Here is a 19451-nt window from a genome sequence, read left to right on the forward strand (position 1 = left end):
TTATTTCACGAAGATTTCCTTCAATTGACCAATGACGTTTCCGCTCCCAGAAATGGTAATTTCTCCAATCTTATCAGCGATTTTCTCCACATATTCCATTTCTTTCAATTTCCATAACATCTCGTTTTCTTCCATCAATTTGGCTGTATTTAACAAGCTTCTTGTTGCCGCAGTTTCCTCTCTTCGCATAATGCTATTGGCTTGTGCTTTTTTCTCAGCAACCAAAACCTGATTCATGATTTCTTTCATATCTCCTGGCAAGATTACATCTCGAATACCTGCATCAGAAATTACCAATCCTAATTCATTTATCTTAGTTGTTACTTCATCTAAAATGTTTTCTGCAATCGTATCTTTTTTAGCTAACAATTCATCCAAAGTTAAACCACCTACAAATGCTCTCAAAGCTAATTGCATGGCAACATATAATTGTTTTTCAAAGTCTTTATTATCTACCAAAGCTTTCATGATATCAATAACTTGGTATCTCACAAAGAAATTAATTCTCAATCCTGCTTTGTCTTTCGTTAATAACTCCTGACCAGAAATCTCAACATGTTGCTGTCTAGCATCAACTGTTTTTACTTCGATTGTAATCGCATTATTCCAAAAATAATGAGTTCCAGCTCTTAATTCGGTTGTAAAGGCTCCGTTAACAAATAACAATGCTTTATCATTACTGGCAACAATGAATTTTCTTATGTACAACCTCAATCTTGCGTTCTCCAATAAATTCATTGGAATATTTTCGGTGATATAAATTTTAGATAAATCTATTTTAGTAAATTCATTTTTCACAACCCCTTTCCAGAAAGCATATCTGCCTGCGGTTAAAACTTCTTTAAAGTTACCGTTTACAAATTGCAATGCAATTTCGTTATCGGCAACCTCAACTATTTCAAGCATAGAAGCCAATGCTTCGTTTTGCAATAATATGTTCAACTCATATGGTGCCTGAAATGGTACATTCATATCGTACATCATCACATTTTTATTTCCAAAAACCCAATTCAAACCATCTTCTAATACCTTAACTAATTTTCCGTTCTCGAATACCAAACCCACTTGGTATGCATTAATTTTAATTCTATTTATCATTTTTATTTTTGTTTAAGGTTTTTTTGGTTTCATGTTTTCCAACCAGTAAAAACTTAGTTATATTTTCTATTTTCTTAAATCTATTCTCTTGCTTCTATTCTCTTCCTTCTCTCATCTTCATATCTCTAAATAAAAAAACTTCATTGTCTCTCTCCTCCGAGAAAAACGGGCAAATAGTTTGTTGTTTGTTTACTCCAATTGTTTTGCGATTCTGTTTTGTAAAAGCGATTCTAAATTCTAAAAAAATCACTCAAACAATCAAATCGAAAAGAAAACGAGTATTTCAAAATACATTGCTGTTCGCACTGGTTTTATCGTGAGTGCGAAATTTTGAATCTTACAATCCTAGCTTCACAGACAAAGACAAATCAGTTTTCTTTGGCTATGCATCTTTTTAAGAGTGATGCGCTCTAAACACAGATTTTGAGTCTGTTGACTTACCAATCGTCCATCCGAATCTGAATCCGGCGCAGGATTCGAACCTGCAGCTTTCTATTGTTCTACCTGACTGAACTATCACATTGCTGTGAGTGGGAGTCGAACCCACGACCGATAGAGGAGATCGTTTTTTGGAAAACAATCAAAACCTCCAAATCAAGTTGCATAGAAAAACATAATACGCTTTCGCGAAAAGTTCTCTACAATGGTGCTATACAGAAACACGCAACAAGACCCGTTTGATATTTTTAAAACCATAAACCATCTTGCCTATAATTTCTTTATTTACTTTATTTAAAAGAACGTATTTTATTTCTTGAGCAAATATTCAAATCATACTGCGCAACTATTCTGCGTAGATAATTAGAAACTAAAAAACTTTTTTATTTAGCATCTAAAAAGAGACTTTTAAACTCTTGAAAAATGCAACCAAAGCACAAAACCACTTCGTTTTTTCTTTGCGTCTCTGCGAGAGATTAATAAATTATAATGTGCAAAATTATTTTCTCGCAAAGTCACCAAGTCGCTAAGTTTTAAAATCTTTGTTCCGATAGCTATCGGAACTCTGCGTCTTTGAACCTTCGAGAACCTTCAAAAAAAATAGCGGCTCATACGGGAGTCGAACCCGTTTCTCCCGAGAGACAGTCGGGAAGGTTAGCCAGTAACCCCAATGAGCCTGTTCCTTCTAGAGAACACTTGTGATTTTGGAAGGGCTCGAACCTTCATTCAAGGTTAATTAACCTCCCTTCTACCAATTGAAATACAAAATCATTTAATTTTTGGGCATAAAAAAAGCACCCGATTAAAGGTGCTTCATAAGATTTGATAAGATATACGTATCCTATTGCCTGTATCAATGCACCTGTATTGTAATAAATCCAAGATCGAAACTCGGGTTTAGTAATTGTTTGTAATGTATGTTATGAGTGAAATTCATTTTATGTGTTGTATTATATATTGAAATCATTGTCATTATTAGAAATTCGTTTTCCAGATTTTCTTTGGCAAAGATAAAGTCTAAAAAATCAATTATCCAAATCATTTTTAATTTTATTTTATTGACAATCAGCTAATTAACTCTTATTTGAAATCATAGAAATCCCTGTCCGCTTACATAAGCAGATCCTTAATTCTATCAAATGACTGTCTCTCATCAGATTACTTTTCAAGATTATATTTCGCTATTAGGTTTAATCATTAAACATTTTATCCTTTATTTTTTTAATTATTTTTATTTAAAAGTTATTTTCAGTTCAATTATCGTCTCACTGAACCACATTTTTGTCTCACTTCGACTTCGTTCAGTGTGACATAAACAAAAAAAGCGCCCCGATATCAGGACGCTTTTATATTTTTATGTTGAATTTGAAACTACAATTTACATTTCAATTCTATAAAATACATATCACATCCATAGCCTTTAGCAGGGTAAAATCCCTCTAAACGATCGCTATTTTGTCTTACTGACAGATTAATATGTAGATTCTTTATTTTCATTTCGAGGGCAAATGTAAGTCTTTTATTAATATAATTAAAGAATCCTATGTAATTAATCCTGAAACATTTATCATTCTATCAAAAATAGCGACCAATAATCTCACTTATTTTTTTAGTTTACATCAGAATAATTCCATATTTTTAAAATATCTAATTATAAGATTCTTTATCAATTCAGTTCATATAATAGCATGAAAAAACACCTAAAATACATAGATGGGAATTCCGATAAATTTTGGCAAATTGAAGTTACAGGATTAGAATACACTGTTACTTATGGAAAAAATGGAACCAGTGGTACATCCCAAACAAAAAGTTTTGAAACAAATGATGCCTGTTTAAAAACCGCCGAAAAATTAGTAGCCGAAAAAGAAAAAAAAGGATACTCAGAAACTGGTGATGTCACAATAGCTTCAAAACCAAAAACAGCCAAAAGCGCAAATGCTGATCTAATTTTACAAGAATACGATGCCATTATAAAATCTAAAAACATTGATTTAATATTGCCTTTCCTCCAAGAGAAATCAAAAGGAAATATTGAAGCCTTAAAAAAGCACATCAAGAAAAACAAGCGCTATTGGATGACGTACACTGAATTGTCTAAAGATCCAGATTACGTAAAAAAAGGCAAACATGATTACGGATGGGGAACCCGTGGAGATAAAATACAAAGTGATATCATTACATTAAGTGCTATTGCATTATTTGATAAAACAGACATTAATTCCTGGGATGAAGCTTTTAGTTTACTTAACGAAATCAATGAAAAAAGTCAAATTTTAGATGTTTTATTATGGGCAAAACCCAACTGGCTGGAAACTTTTATTTTAGACAAAATAAAAAAACAAGACTGGGTTCGTTTTAATTATCATACGCTGCGAAAACTTGAAGAACAGGATTTAATAGCATTTAATCCCGAATTATATGCTTTAACTCTAGCGGCAACTCATGAATGGCATGCAAAGATGAAAACTCGAAAATTCATTGCTAATTCATTAAATGACAAAATAACCTATCAAAGAGATATCCCTGAATTGTTTAATTATGAAACGATTCTTCACAATAGTTCTTTCAGAGATAATGATACTCAAGAATTTGATAAGTTCAGTACTTGGAGCATTATATATAAGTCGTTATTAGACGACAAAAAAATGGATCGTAATTTCTTTATCGAAAATGCCATCCTGATTCAAACCAAAGAATGGAACAATAACCTGAAATCTTTTTTCAGAAAAAGAATTGAAGAATTTAATGTAACCGCTGATGAACTCATTATTCATCAAGAAAACATTTTTTCTTATTTACATAATACCTATCCGCCAATAACAAGTTACGGAATCGAGTTGGTTAAAAAAATGTACGAACATCCGAAATTCAAAACCAAATCTTTTTTTGAATGGTTAGAACCTTTAATGATGCGAAGCGATTGCAAAGCTGCCATTAAAAGTGTATTACCAATTTTAGAAAAAATAAATAAATCGAATCCTAAGCTTAACAAAACTATTACGCCAATTATAGCCGATGTTTTTGTAATCGCTGATTTGGCTTTGCAAGAACGAGCGAGCAAGATTATTGTAAAAATTGCTACCGAAAAAGATACTGTTCTTAAAGAAAAATTATCTTCTTACGTAACATTAATGCAAGGTAATATTAAAACAGGCTTAAGTAAATTTCTAGACGATGATGCATTAATTATTGACGACGCAGATCAGGAAGAATATATATTTGATCCTAAAAAAGAAGCTTTACTTATCGAAGAAGTACAGCTTCCTACTGATTGGAATGACGTTGTGTTTCAGTTTGGAAACTTCATCGGTTCAGAAGAAATACTGGATGCTGAAATTCTTTTGAACGTATATATCATGCAGAGAGACTTGTTCCCATCTGATTATTCAGCACAATTACAACCTTATTTAAAACAACTGCAAAAGAGCTATTTTGAAAGTGTACACAAGGATTTTATAAAAACATTTTTGATCGAAAAAATTATAAACATCGAAAGTAAATTCGAGGGCAAACATAAACACTATTCTAAAATAAATACGCTGTTATTAATGCAATCGGTGCTGCATAAAGTACAGCAAAAAATAAATGAAAATTCGGCTTTGCCACTACTCTCTTTTCCTAGTCATAAACCGTATTGGGTTGCTCCAAAAGTTTTATTAGAACGTCTTATTGCCTACCAAAATACAAATGAAGAAATAGATTTACTGGATTTAAGTATTGCTATTTCGAGAATGCCTAGAGAAAATATCGAAAGTGCCATTCCGTTATTAGATAAAATAGAAGGAGAACTTAAAGAGTTGTTATCTTTTTGTTTGGGAGTAAATGAAAAAATAAATTTAGGTTCCGAATCGCTATTTTCAAAACTATTGGCAACAATGGGTAAAGCAAACAAAGAAACGGGAATACTATCTCTTTGGGCAGTAGCTGCAAGAACATTTTATCCAAATAATACTTTCACCGAATTTGAAAATACGTATTTAAAAGAAGTTCCTTTTGTGGTTTCTCCATTTGAACCTCAGATTAGATTTAAAGAAAAATGGAATGAATGGGTTGATTACAAAACCAAAGAAAAAGTAAGAACACCATCTTGGTACGAACTACGATTTGACATGCCCAATTATTCAAAAATTCCAAATTATTTATTGTATAGTTTAGATATATATCAGCGACCAAATAGTTGGGGTTATTTACTCAATTCGGCGGGAAACACCTATTATTGGCATAGTTTAACGCCACAAAATGATGATGCACTTGCTATAACGCTATTGCAAAATTGTGGTACTGGCGATGGAGCAAAACCTGATTTAAAAGGTTTTCTGGATATTATAAATCGTCCTGAGTTTACATTTTCAAACACTTCTTTGCTTTTATATGCTTGCTGCTTCTTTCAGGAAAAGAAAGATATCCGATTAATGGCTTCTGAAGTTTTGATTAATCTGGTCGAAAAACAAACGATTAATATGGAAGTATTTGCTCAGAAACTGGCTTTCTTAGCAACTGAAAAATATGGCGTATTCTTACGAATGGTTGATGGATTAATTGCCATAAAAGATGTTTCTCCATTGCATAACGATGCTTTACTGAAGTTGTTTAATTCCTTTTTTGAAAATCTTGATCTAAAAGACAAATTACCAACGAGCTTCAAAAAAATCGTCGAAAACTATCTTGATGTTTTAACCAAAACAAATCAAAAGCCATCGCCTAAAGCAACTGTTTTCTTTGAGCAATGGAAAGATAATGCTTCGCTTAAATCATTGATTAAGCAAATTTTAAAATAAAGAAAATGACTGATTTAGAATATAATTATAAAGGAATTTCAACTTATAGTAAAACCAAAGGAATCAATAATTTGGTTTTGGCTCATCAAACCGAAATTGAAGAAGTTAATAATATACCTTGCTTTTTTTGGGGTAGTTTAACCGATCCTTATGTTACTGCAAAATGCTGGAGCACGATTGCCAAAGTGGTTCGTTCTAGTTTTGGCCCAGTTCCTCCAAGCCTTCGTGATCCAATTGTATCAGCGGGAGCAGAAAGATTGCGTTTTGAAGGATTTTCGTCATGCAACGGAGTATATGTACGATTGGATATGAAACCCGAAGCTATTGATGGCGAATTTATTGCCAACGGAACAACCAATGTCGATTTTAATGACCCAATGCTGAATGCTTTAAATGCCATCCAAAAAAACGAAAAAGTAACTCTTGCCGTTGGTCAGCAAGAAGTACAGGTAATTACTACCAAAGCTAAAGTGACCGAAAAGAAAGTGACTTTACCCATGCGATGGATTAAAGGCTTAACAAGTGTACAGCTTTATCTTGCCGATATGGATGTTAAATATGAATTGAATAAAATTCAGACCATTCAGTTATTCCAAAGTTTGCCAAAGGGAAGCGTAAAAGGAGATTTTTTTATCACCAAAAGAGCTGGGAAATTTATGTTCTCAACACTGGCCACAAACGACAGCGTTCGAATTGGTGGCGTGCAACGTTTGCGATTATTAGAAGGAATTCTGGCAATTGTAGACAAAATTTATATCTACGAATCTTCGGATAAACAAACGTGTGCCATAGTTTCTGAATTTGGAAAAATGCAGTTATTAATGGCTTTTTCTCCCGATTCCTACCGCGGATTTTCGGGCGAAGGAAATGTTCTCGAAACCATGACCGAAAACTTACCAATAGAATGGGTTTACGGATTGAACAGTTTACTAAAATCGAATGAAACTTTTGATCCCACCATGCTTTCTATCGAAAATGATATCGATTTTGGCACTATGGATAATCTAACTTCTAATTTATCGTCAATGGGATTATTAGGTTATGATTTAAGCGAAAAAGCACATTTTTACCGACGTCTTCCTTTTAAAACTGAACGTATTTTGTCTTTAAACCCAAGGCTTAAAAATGCTAAAAAGTTAATCGATAATGAAGACATTGAAATCGTAGAACGCAGAGCCGATTATATCGAAGCCAAAGTAAAAGGTTCTGGCGTGATACACAAAGTAATTATCGAAGGAGCAAGCCAAAGATGTACTTGCAACTAGTTTACCGCCTATCAAGGCAAAAGAGGTATTTGCAAGCATATATTGGGAGTTAAAATGACAATTTCGTAATAGCTTTAAAATAACGCCATAAGAACAAGAGAAATATGAAACAAAAGCATTCAGATTTTGAACTGCCTCAAAAAATTAGACATTCCTTTTGAGGTAGTTTTATAAAAAGAAAGGGAGACACCTTAAAAAAATGACTTTTTTTTCCATAAAACCAAGTCATTTTTAAACACTTAAACCGTTTTCAGTACAGTTTCAAATTAATTATAAATCTAACTTTTAAAATCCAGTACATTTAATCCCTTTAAATTGTATTTGTTAGTAAATTATCAATTCAACAAAACCTCCCCACACAATACAAATCTCATTTAAATGTATCAAAAAAATCGATGATACTCTATTCTCTATATGATTTCATAAGTACTATTTATTTTGTAAAATAGAATAAAATACTATAAAATGGTTCATCAAAATATAAATCCTATAGTTTTTAATAATTACTTTTTTAAATTTATTTTTTATTTTCTATAAATAAGTAAGTATTTAAACACAATTGTTTAATTTATTACAAAAACTTAACAAGAATAATTTATATATTTGTACATACGGACGATTTTTATATAAAATAAAATATCAGGAAAATGTATAAAAAAATTACCAACAACTTTTATTGAGTAGTACTATCAATTTGATGACAGGAATATGTAGGATGGCTGATTAGCTCTTTGAAAAAGGAATTCCATCTGTAGCTAAATTAGGTCATATTTCATAATGCTCTTAACTATTAAAAAAAACAATTATTCTATTGCTTATACATCACTAAATCATACATCATGAAACAACACAAACTTTTATTATTGGTTTTCTTTTGTTCTTTTATATTATTAAGTAATTCACTAACTGCACAGTTAATGGAAGTAGCATCTAAAGATTCTTTGAACGGTAAGCCTAAAGTTAAATCTAGGCTTACAGGTAGGCTTAAGCTAAATGGTATTTATGATGTTAAGGGAAATCTTAGCCAAAATAGTGCGCTTCTTATTGGTAAAAATGAAGTTTCAGTTCCTGATACACCTGCTTTTAATATGGATATGAGACAATCACAGCTTCGTTTTGTAAGCACGATACAATTAAATAATAGCAAAGAATTAACATCATTTCTAGAGGCCGATTTTGACGGTCCCAATAATACCTCTCAGTTTAGGCTGCGCCATGCTTGGATTAAATATGACCATTGGCTCATAGGACAAAGTTGGTCCAATTTTGGAGATGCTTTATTATGGCCTGCATCATTAATAGATTGGGATGGACCTACTGGCATGGTGCTTTCACGTAGAATTCAAATTCATTATAATGCACGCTTTAAAGAAAATGGACATACTTCTTTCGAACTATCTGCTGAATATATGGAACCTCGCCGTTTATATGATTATACATTAAACCAAGATTATGGTGTTGATTATGCTCCTTCTAGAGCTCCCGATGCTGTGGCAGGTATAAAATATACTTTTGATAATGGAGGATTCGTAAAATTAGCAGGTCTTTATCGTAGTATTGCATATAATTCTAAAAATATTGCAACAGGAGAAACTCAGTTTGATTTTGCTTCTCGAAATGCTGGTGGTATAACAGCTATCACAAGTCTATTTTTTACAAAAAAATCAGGTTTAGTAAATAATCTACAAGCACAATGGAGTTTAGGTAAAGGTATCGGTGATTACTTTCTTGCTCTAGGTGGTTCTGGACTTGATGGTTTTGCAAGATCCGATTTTTCAGGAAAACTAAATCTTTTATCTGCACATGCCGGTTTAGTTTCCTATCAACGCTATTGGAACAGCAAATTTCATACGATGGTTGTACCTTCTTATAATCATTTTTATGATGGAGAAGGCTCTCAGTCCGGATGGGATCAAATGACCAATTATCAGTTTACATTTAATGCCTCCTATGATTTATTTAATTCTATTACAATTGGTCTAGAACCACAAATTCGATATGAAGAATTAAAGTATGCTAATGGAAGTTCTCAAAAGGCCAACGCTATGCGTATTAATTTTGCCATGTTATATAATTTCTAATAATAGCAACTTAATTTATTTTTTTAGAAGTGTAAAGTTATCGTCTTGCTTTAATCTTCTATAAATTAATCTAGTTTAAGTCGTTATACTTAATGACAGATTTAAATATAGTTTGCTTATGTATTACCCATTTAATCGGGAACTATATTCATCTAAATATTTTCAGCATTTAGATGAATATAGTAATCTCTATTTTTAACTATTATTTTTCAAGACAAACTTATATTCCAGTTTAAAGTTACCCAAGGACTTTTTGTATCAGATAGTAAAATATTCAATCCTTCCTTCCATTCCTCATAATCAGTTAGTCCGTTCCATATACAACGGCTAAAAACATAAGCTGTGCCTAATTCCTTCCATGAATTATAAAATGGTTTAATTTTTTTTGCTGCATATAAAATTATACCTGATGCTTCCTCTTCTGTAAGGTAACCGTAATCTAATCCAAAACGACATAAATTAATCATACGGGCATAGTCCCAAATCGTTGTATTAGGTATAGGCTGTTCTGCTTCTAATAAACCGTCTTCTACAAACTGTTTTCTAGCCTGCTTTATCTTTTCAAAAATACTAATCTCACCGTCTTCTAATATCACTTCCTCTTTTTTAGACGGACTTAATGTAAAATAAGTATCGATTACTTGCTCAAAATTATGACGATGTCCTGTTTCATCAAGCCATTCTAAGGTCTCTAAAAGTTCCTCTTTACTATTGATACCCCACCAATTAGATAACAAAGAACCACAATTTTCGACCTCTAAACCTGACTTAAATATATTGAGAGGCTGTTTATTTATATATGCTTGACTTGCTCCACAAGCTACCGCCCATTGTTCTAGAACAGTCAAATGAGTTGCTCGCATATCTACTCTTTCATCAAAGTTATCCATTTCCTGAGTTGAATTTGCAGATCGGATAATTTGCTGTTTATAGATTTCAATAGCCTGGTCATCTATTCCCTTTCCCCGAAACTGATTTAAATATTCATCAATTTGATTTTCTTTCATTATGTAATTATTAATGTTGTTATATATTATTCAGAGTTCTTCCATAATTATAGCTAAAATCTACAAACCCTAAAATATTCAGTCTTGGCAAAAAGCGCTATCATCATTTATTTTGATTAAAAACTTTGAAACACAAAACCAGAAAGCCAATTACCTAGCCCTCTTAATATTTATTTTAATTAGAATCGCTTTATTCCCAGAGCTAGCTCTGCCATACAAAAAGCATGTTTTGCAGCCTTTGTCGAAGTCAACGTATCAGTAAGTTTAGTCGAAAACCTCAATTTTACCTCATCTGTAATATCGTTCAGATATTCTAAATATGCTGTATAGGTGTTTTCTTCAAAATTATGTAGAATCCTAAGTTGGTGACAGATGGAATGCCCCCTTTTTCTATATCCTACTTCTCGATAATGCTTTCCATTCCATTCATATTTTTTATATGCATATTCATTTTCATCTTTCGTAATAGCATAAGTTTTGGAGGCAAGTAACCCATGATTAAAAATAGCATCAAAACGACTAGCTATATTTTCATTTGTCAAAATTTTGTATTGCAAATCTTTTGTTCTATCAATAACCGATCTGTTTTTACTTATCCAACTATCCAGATTATCAGGCCATAACATGCCCCACATCTCATTTCCTACTGCTTCTGGCACCAACACATCTTCGATAAAATGAGTATTGGGATAAAAGTTAAGTACATATTTAATATTTTCTTGTTCATCTAAAATGCAATCGAGCACATAGACACGGTGATTACTTACGATAGCCTGAGCTACTAATTCTCCAAAGTAACATGGCATATCTCTAGCAACAAGACAATCACCCGTAAAACTCTCTTTAACGTATAATGAACCACGGTTATCTGCATACAAAAATTCGCAAGAAATAGATCCCTCTATATAGTGCGTGTTTCCAACCAAATGAATATTCTTGCATTGCAAATCACCTTTTATAATCAATGCTGGGGAATAATTTAGATCATATGCCCTTATATGAAACGTAACCCTTACATTTTTTAAGAATATGATTCCTAAAATTTTAATGTCATTATCTTCACAAATAATCCTCTCAGGTAATTCTAGTTTTGCTACTACTACATCATCCTCAGCTAATAAAAAATACCCATCTTTATCATAATTAGGAAAACAAGTCGTATCAAATACATCATATAGGTATTTCTTCTCCTCAAGATCTTTAATGTCCTTTAATAAAACATTGGCCTCATGCACACTTAGTACCTTAAATTGATGTCCTTCTAATTCCAAACTATTAACAGGCACAAAATGTGGTGATTCGGAAATAATTTTTTGTCTGGATTTTTCCTGTTCTATTATTTCTTCCAGATATTTATTATTAATCTGCTCTATCTTTCTTTCCATTATTTCAAAATAGCGTGATGCATTGCTTAATTTGTCCACATTTGATTGAGACACTTCATAACATTCTGAATTGTATCCGTTTGCATCCTGATTATAGAGAACTGGTATCCTAATTCCATTCGGTAATTTTACTATATCAAAATGATAGAAGTCGTAAATTTCATCTTCCGCTGTTGACATACTATGAACAATTGTAATACGCTGACACTTTCCCTTTGTATTTTCTTTCTGCCTGAACTTCCATAAAAATTTTCTAAACCACAATACCTCATCATCATCATAATAATTACTGTATTTAGCTTTGACTACAGGCAAAGAAAGAATATGCTCTATTTTTTCTATCGTAACTGTCTTTTGGAATTCTTGATGATAATATTCCATTTGAGACCATTCTATCAGTAGATTTTCCCAAAAATTTACCATTAGCAAACGAAATTTTTTATGCTCTTCAAGAAGAGAATTATAGGAGTACCAATTGTCATCTACTCCTTCTATAATGGTTCTGCATAAAACACTTATTTGGTATTTTGGTCTTTCTCCTAAAACCGTTTCAAACAAATTTTGATTTACACGTTCATATTGTATCAATACCGCCCTGTCTTCTTGCTGAAAATAAACTTTTTCAGAGCATAACTCCCCATTTGTGATGGATACCCTTTTAAAATCACCTCCGATCCAATACTCAATTTTTTGATTTGGATCTGTAATATCAATAGATAAATTATCCATAAATAATGGAGATTCTCTTAAGCGCTGGAAATTAGTATTGTTAAATACAATATTTTCAAAAACAAAAGGAATTTCTATTACTGGTTTTTTAAAATCGATACTATCATGCAAAATAGATTCTCCTGCTTTAAGGCATTCAATCATTTGATTCTTATCTAACCAGTCATTCCAGCTAGATAAATCATTTTCAATATCAAGTTCTCCCACTAAACAATCTTCTCTAAAAAGACATGCTACTTTCCAACGCGGAAACCCACCGTCCTCCTCTTTTTCGTCTTTTTCCCATAGAAAACAATATAGTTTTAAACGATCCTCATTATGATATGGTTGAAAATCAAATCGATAATCAGTTGGAATAAATATCCTTATGGTAATTGTTCCTTTAACGATTAATACACCGTGATTAAAATCTCCTAAGAAACAATCTTTAACAGTTAAATCTCTATGAACATAAATTTCTTGACGACTAACAATACTATTTTCGGCTTCCAGCGAACCTAAAACAACTAAGCCTGTATTCATGCCTGTATCTTTACAATAAATATTTTTGGCTTTCATATTGCCCGAAATCAAAATCAGAAAAACATAGTTTCCTAATTCATCTTGTACTTCGCCGAGATTAAGATTTTCAACTTCGTAATCTCCAGAAATATAAAGACAAATTTCATCATTAAATTTACCTTGATGCAACTCATTACGCCATCTTGCCCAATGATCGATAGGGAGTAAATGCTGGATTTCAAAAAATTTATTGAATTGTTGTTGATTTTCGCTGCTAGCTATTTCTTCGATAATTAAATCAACGCTAATTATTCCGTCTTCAAGAAATTCTTTGTTATAAACACGTTTTCCTAAAATTGTTTTGATTTTTTGTACATTTTCTAAAGTCCCTGCCAACTCTAATTTCACTTGATTTTGCCTGTGATTTTCATATTCCATAAAATCAGAAACATATAAACAAAATTTATCTAACAAATCTTCAAGCGGAAATTGACTATCCTCTCCTTCTTCTAATTCATAAGCTATGACAATTCTATGATTGTCTTTACCTGAATCCTCCAAATCAATATATATACCTTCTTCAATTAGGTTATATCTAGCAAAATCACTGTATTTCACTAGATTTAGTACTCTTATATTTTTCATGTTCTATACTTACCTCAAAAAAGGTAATTAAATTATTAGTGAATTATTTATCTCCTTTATGCTTATCGCAAAGGATTCTAATACATACTTGATTGCTTTTATGAATTTCAGTTATTCTAAAATCGTATTACAATTTATAATATCAAACCAAAAATGCATTTAAATAGATAAACAATAGCAATGTTCCTGTTTGATTCTATTGAAATGCAGTATAAAACATCTGTTTAAAACTGTTTTATGTGTTGCAATCTAATACTAATGGAGGGGAGGGAAAATGAAATAAAGTAGTAGCTATAAAAAATAGCTACTACCTAAAATGTATGTTTTTTTTGGCTCTACTACAATTTATCCTTATAGTTCAGCACTTGGTGTATCTACAATATTTCTTCTAAAAATAAATTTCATCAATTTGACTTAAAATCGTAGGATCTTGTATCTCACTATCTTTTGCCAGCAACAATACTTTAGACATTACTTCAGCCGATTTAGGATCCTCGTCTGCAAATGGCAGGAACAAACGGCCTCTGTGTTGTGAATGTACAGGCAAAATTGATAAATACTTTCCTGGTACCTGATGTACAACTGCACTACCTAAGTGCACGCTATAGATAGCCATTTCTCCTTTTATCAGTGCATAATTTTCTTTTATTTCGACATTTTTGATTTTAAACAATCGCAATGTTTCTCTTAGTAAAACGGCTCTCATTTCTATTGACGAATGACTTGCTTCTGGATCAACTCCACCAACATGAGCCACACTTACAACCAAATCAATATCACGCATTATCTCTGAAAAAACACGTGGATTAACAGCTTCAAATGCAATGTTTTTATAATCTTTTAAAGAATGAAATTCAATCGTTTCCAGAGTTGGACTTTCTACATCTGCTGGAGAAAACCAATCTGCCATTGCATATATTTTAGCCTGATAGCCTTCCTTATGAAAAACTTTTTGCAATCCTTCTTCGTAATCTACTTTCCATCCTCGGTTTTTCAATAATGCCAAAGTTTGTTTTGGTTGAACCTGATGTCCTGCGTATCTTCTCGAAATTGATTTCTCTTTTAACTCATCGGCTGTTGGTACGTACAATTCTCTAAATACCTGTTTAAAAGGTTGCTTTAATTTAGTGTCAAAACAATAAACCTGATAATCAGTCCAGACCTTATTTTTATGCAAATCATAACAATGTGCAATTCTAAAAATTTGATTTTCATTCAAAGAAACGACTTCTCCTAAAGCTGTTACAAGATTTCCTTTTATATAAAAACCTATTTTATCATCATTCGATATAAAAACTAATTTTTCTAGATGTTTTGAAATTATCGGATGTTCGAAAAGATTTTCCATTTCTGCAAACAAAAATTCATCTCCACGAATCATCGCTTCTTCAAGCCCTTTCTTAGATCGTATCCATTGCTCACGCATTATTTTTCGGTACTCAACTAACTCCAGAATCGCTTTTTCTTTTTTAATTTTTGGAGGAATCGCTTTTAACTCTTTGTTTGTTTTTAAGTTTAAAACTACCAAATTGGCTTTCCCTTCTTTATTAATTACTAAACTTACAGTTGAATCATCAATTGTTACATTGGTTTCTTTTGATAGAATATTTTGTACTTGCTTCGTTTCCATATCCCAAGTTAAACGCACTGGATCTGGATAACCTGCATTTCTTGCTAAGTTCTCTAAGGCTACCCTGATGGCAAGCCCTTCACTGGCTTGTTTCATTGAACCAAATTCCCTGCTTTCTTTTTTAAATTGCTGCAAATATTCGTAACGCGCTAAGATATCTTTTTCGGGATTTACTTTACTCAAAGGCACTAATCCGTACATTCTTAAGTAATCCTGATCTCTTTTATCTTTTACTTTTGCTGTTACTTCTCTTATTTTAAGATCTCCAGTTATTGTACTTGCATATAATCTTGCACGTCTGTGGCCGTTTCCGTCTGTAATATATTTTGCAGCTTCATTCAACAGCTCCCATCTTGCTTTTCCTAATGCATTATATGCAGAGAGGAACCACATTTTATCTACGGCACCATCTTTAAAATCCTGTAGGTCTATAGCCGAGAATTTTGCAACTTCACTTTCTAATTCAGAATTCACATCACCGTAGGCAGCTGTTTTTGTATGTGCATGCAACCACCAGATTCCTTCATCCAGCCCTTTCCAATCTAAATAATTACTAATATATTTTTGCCATTGTGGTGCATATATTGCCGCTTGAACCAATCTTTCTTCGGATATTTTTTCGTTCTTAACTAATTCATTAAATACTTCTTGTGTATCAGATGGTGACGGAAAACATCTTTTTAGTAAGTAACTAAATAGCTTTTGTTTGTTTAATTCGGTATAACCCCACGAATAAATATAGCCTTTGTATATACTTGATTTTCCTAAAGCACTTAATATTTCTACGAAGCGATTAATCCCATATATTTTTTGAAAACTCTTTACCAAATGGGTAACTGATGTATTTGAATCGCCTCTTTTTAATTCTATATCTAAAAAGGTTTTCCTTATTTTATCAATCATCAAAATCAAAAATGGAAACTTTTTAATTAAATCTTCACTTTCAGAATATCTATGATACTTTTTATTTCCTGTAATATCTGATATTCTATCACTATCCAGAATTCCTTCGTACAATTCTCCTTCAGTAATTATTTTTTGCTCATAAGCTAAACAATACAAATGAATAGGTGGTTTGTTGTGTTCTATATTATTTTTAAATCCGCTAAACTGTCTCCATCTATACAAATTCCAAACCTTTATATTTTGTTCATCGGTAAGCCTGTTCAAATCAATAGCATTCAGATAAATATTTAAATACGACTGATTTTGCCAACCACTATTTATGTTTGCATCATTATAAAAAAACTCATTTTTACCAGGTTTATGCTTGTACTCTAAAATAGATTTTGGCAAATTAGAAAACAAATTACTACAAGCATCAATCAGAAAATCTTGCTTTTCTACAAATGAATATTTTATTTGTAACGCTTCCAAAATCTTCAAAATTGGATTATTCCAATTAGATCCGTTTTTAAGCGGATTCGGAAGAAAGTCCTGAAAGTAAAACACCTGTTTCTCAAGAAAATCTTTCCATTCCTCTTTATCACAACTATGAACAAGCGTCAGTAAAAACAAATCTCTTTCGACAAGATCAGAGCTAACAAACCAATCTGACCAAACATTATACAAGGGATAATTAGTCTCCTTTTCCTCCTGACTCGCATTGTCTTCTAACCTTTTTATAGAACTAAAAGTGTTTCCTAGTAGTACATTTTCTTTTGTGTTTCCATAATACTCAACTTCATATTCATAATTTTTATTTTCGTCAAATAATTGATAAAGCTTAGTAATTTCATCTTTTATATAAGAAATAGGTTTCGAAAAACCATATTGCGCTGCTTTTGTAGTTTTTAAATACAACGAATCTGGCTCTACTTTTGGCAATTCATAGCTCGAAATTTCATTTGGATCATAAAATCCATATCCGTTTGCTAAACTCAGGACTTCTTTCTTTTTTTCTGGTTGCAACTGCTCAACAAACTTTACTTCTTTTTCTGAAATTTTTGGTCGAGCCAAATATTCTTCGACCCACTCATTAACCTCTTTACTAAGCCTGTCATTTTTTTGCAGCTGAAGCATTAAATCTAAAACAGACATACGCTGCTCTAAATCGCCTTTTTCTAAAATTTTATTTACGAAATATTCAATTTTATCATCTTCTTGCTTAAGCAGAACGGTAATTAAACTTCTCTTTAAATTAGAATTTTTACGTTTAAACAATTCTATAAAGATTTCTAATTCTAATTCTTCCAGCTCAACTCTATTCAAAACATTAATTGCCGATGCAACAATAGACTCTCCTCTATCTTTTAGAATACGAAGCGCAAAACTTCTCTGAAAATCTGAAGGTACCTTATTTGGTTCTTTGTCATTGTTAGCTATTGCATAATAAGAATAGCTGTAAAAATCTTCTAAGATCACACGCGTAAGCTGCGTTCTTAAATCAATAGACAAACTCTCAAACTGATTTAATATAAGTTCTAATCGCTCCCAATTATCTCCTATTAAATATATTGCAGCTGCAAAAAGGGAATCTTTATCAAACTTTACCCTTGACCATGAAAACACTTTACCTTCAAAAACTTTCTCTTTTTCTGTAATTATTTCTGTTAAAGAATATATTTTTTCAAAAAAATTCGGGTAACTTATATTATCAATATAATGTTTTCCTTTTAGATTTGCATTTAATAAAGCATTCATTCGAGGCATAATAAAGGCTAACAATTGCAGATTCCCCTCATTTAAAGCTCTATAATACAACGGCATCTCGATATATGGATCTGTAGTCTCTCCTGCAAATTTCATTGCCAAGCATTTTTTTTCAATCGAACCGCTTTCTAGTAAATAATTTAAATACTGAACTGTTTTTTCTACATCAAAAACGCCCTGCACCCAAAGTGCCATATAAACTTCATTGTTATTTTTGCTTTTGATTCCGTCAAGAATCGATTCTGGGTTTGTAAAATAACCTGAAGCCAGCTCAATAATAGTTCTAACAGTAGTTTCCTTTTCTGATTCCCAACCCAAGCCCGTCCAAGTATCGATAGCTCTTACAACCGACGAAAAACGGGTTAGCTTATGTTCTACAATTACATTAATCATGTATTGCAAAGCTCCAATACTAGTTTCGTCTAAAGCTTCTAGAATTGTCTGACGTAAACCCTCTTGTCGCTGTGCCGCAAGCAATAGTTTTTCTACAAGCTCCCAACATTCTTTCTTCTCACTGTTTAAAAGTGCTTTAATAATATTGCGAGAGACTTTTCCTTGCGGATCTTTATTGTAGAGAATATCTTCAAACAATTGAAATAAAGCATCGTTGCCGCTATCAATCGCAACCGACCAAATCATAAACTGACTAGATGTATTGCTTATTGCGGTATCAAAACGAACTTGATCTTCGATACTCAAATCGTAATAAATACTATTTTGATAATTATATAAAAGTGCTCCTTTAATTAAAGAGCGTAAAAAATTAATCTGATTAACTAATAAATAATTTTTATTGTTTGGCGCTCTAAACGATCTTCTGCTATGCCCATTTTGATACATTTTTTGTGGCAATCTATTCCATGCTTCTTTTACATATACTGCGTTTTGGGCACCAAAAAAATAGATTAATAAATCATAATAATTTTTATCATCCCACAAATCATCTTTTACCCATTTCTCAAATTCGGTACATTCTTTTGATCCCAATGAAACATAAAAACCATAATAATTATCCTTAAGATTTACTAAATGCAAACCAAACTCAGCAACTTCTTTTCTAAGCCTATGTTTTGATAAAAATTTAATCACCAAATTACTGGCAATAAGTTCTTCTAATTCCTTTTTATATCTTTCAATTGGATTCTCAATTACTTTGCTTTTAAGAAGATCTTCTATAGACATAGCATTATTATTTAAAAATTATATATTGTATTCCTTGTGAAATGTGAAATGCTTTAT

Annotated in this window: 7 protein-coding genes and 2 tRNA genes; 3 read left to right on the forward strand and 6 right to left on the reverse strand. The window is 31.9% G+C overall.

The genetic code is table 11. The features are described 5' to 3' along the window. The 3 genes from IUY40_RS04410 to IUY40_RS04420 form a co-directional block, all read right to left on the reverse strand. The gene (locus tag IUY40_RS04410) at positions 1-1098 is read right to left on the reverse strand and encodes a slipin family protein (protein ID WP_195735662.1); all 1098 of its coding nucleotides are present in this window, start codon (positions 1096-1098) and stop codon (positions 1-3) included. Positions 1099-2140: 1042 nt separating this feature from the next. After that, a tRNA-Asp gene (locus IUY40_RS04415) sits at positions 2141-2213 on the reverse strand. A gap of 22 nt (positions 2214-2235) precedes the next feature. Then, positions 2236-2306: transfer RNA gene (locus IUY40_RS04420), tRNA-OTHER, on the reverse strand. Between the two features lie 918 nt (positions 2307-3224). Here IUY40_RS04420 and IUY40_RS04425 point away from each other — a divergent pair. From IUY40_RS04425 to IUY40_RS04435, 3 genes are all read left to right on the forward strand, one after another. Continuing rightward, positions 3225-6317: a DUF6493 family protein gene (locus IUY40_RS04425; protein WP_195735663.1), complete on the forward strand. Its 3093-nt coding sequence runs from the start codon at positions 3225-3227 to the stop codon at positions 6315-6317. Between the two features lie 5 nt (positions 6318-6322). Beyond that, a complete protein-coding gene (locus IUY40_RS04430) occupies positions 6323-7582 on the forward strand; it encodes an SWIM zinc finger family protein (RefSeq protein ID WP_229335374.1) in 1260 nt (419 codons plus the stop codon). A gap of 839 nt (positions 7583-8421) precedes the next feature. Further along, a complete protein-coding gene (locus tag IUY40_RS04435) occupies positions 8422-9663 on the forward strand; it encodes a DcaP family trimeric outer membrane transporter (RefSeq protein WP_195735664.1) in 1242 nt (413 codons plus the stop codon). Between the two features lie 209 nt (positions 9664-9872). Here IUY40_RS04435 and IUY40_RS04440 read toward each other — a convergent pair whose 3' ends face one another. From IUY40_RS04440 to IUY40_RS04450, 3 genes are all read right to left on the reverse strand, one after another. Further along, a complete protein-coding gene (locus tag IUY40_RS04440) occupies positions 9873-10553 on the reverse strand; it encodes a DUF1266 domain-containing protein (protein ID WP_195735665.1) in 681 nt (226 codons plus the stop codon). Positions 10554-10849: 296 nt separating this feature from the next. Then, positions 10850-13903 carry a hypothetical protein gene (locus tag IUY40_RS04445; RefSeq protein WP_195735666.1) on the reverse strand — a complete coding sequence of 1018 codons (3054 nt, stop codon included), beginning with the start codon at positions 13901-13903 and terminating at the stop codon, positions 10850-10852. Between the two features lie 415 nt (positions 13904-14318). Next, positions 14319-19394, reverse strand: a complete 5076-nt coding sequence (locus tag IUY40_RS04450) for a DUF4132 domain-containing protein (RefSeq protein WP_195735667.1) — start codon at positions 19392-19394, stop codon at positions 14319-14321. Positions 19395-19451: the final 57 nt, after the last annotated feature.

It is taken from the genome of Flavobacterium sp. ALJ2 (assembly GCF_015594725.1).
Lineage (GTDB): Bacteria > Bacteroidota > Bacteroidia > Flavobacteriales > Flavobacteriaceae > Flavobacterium.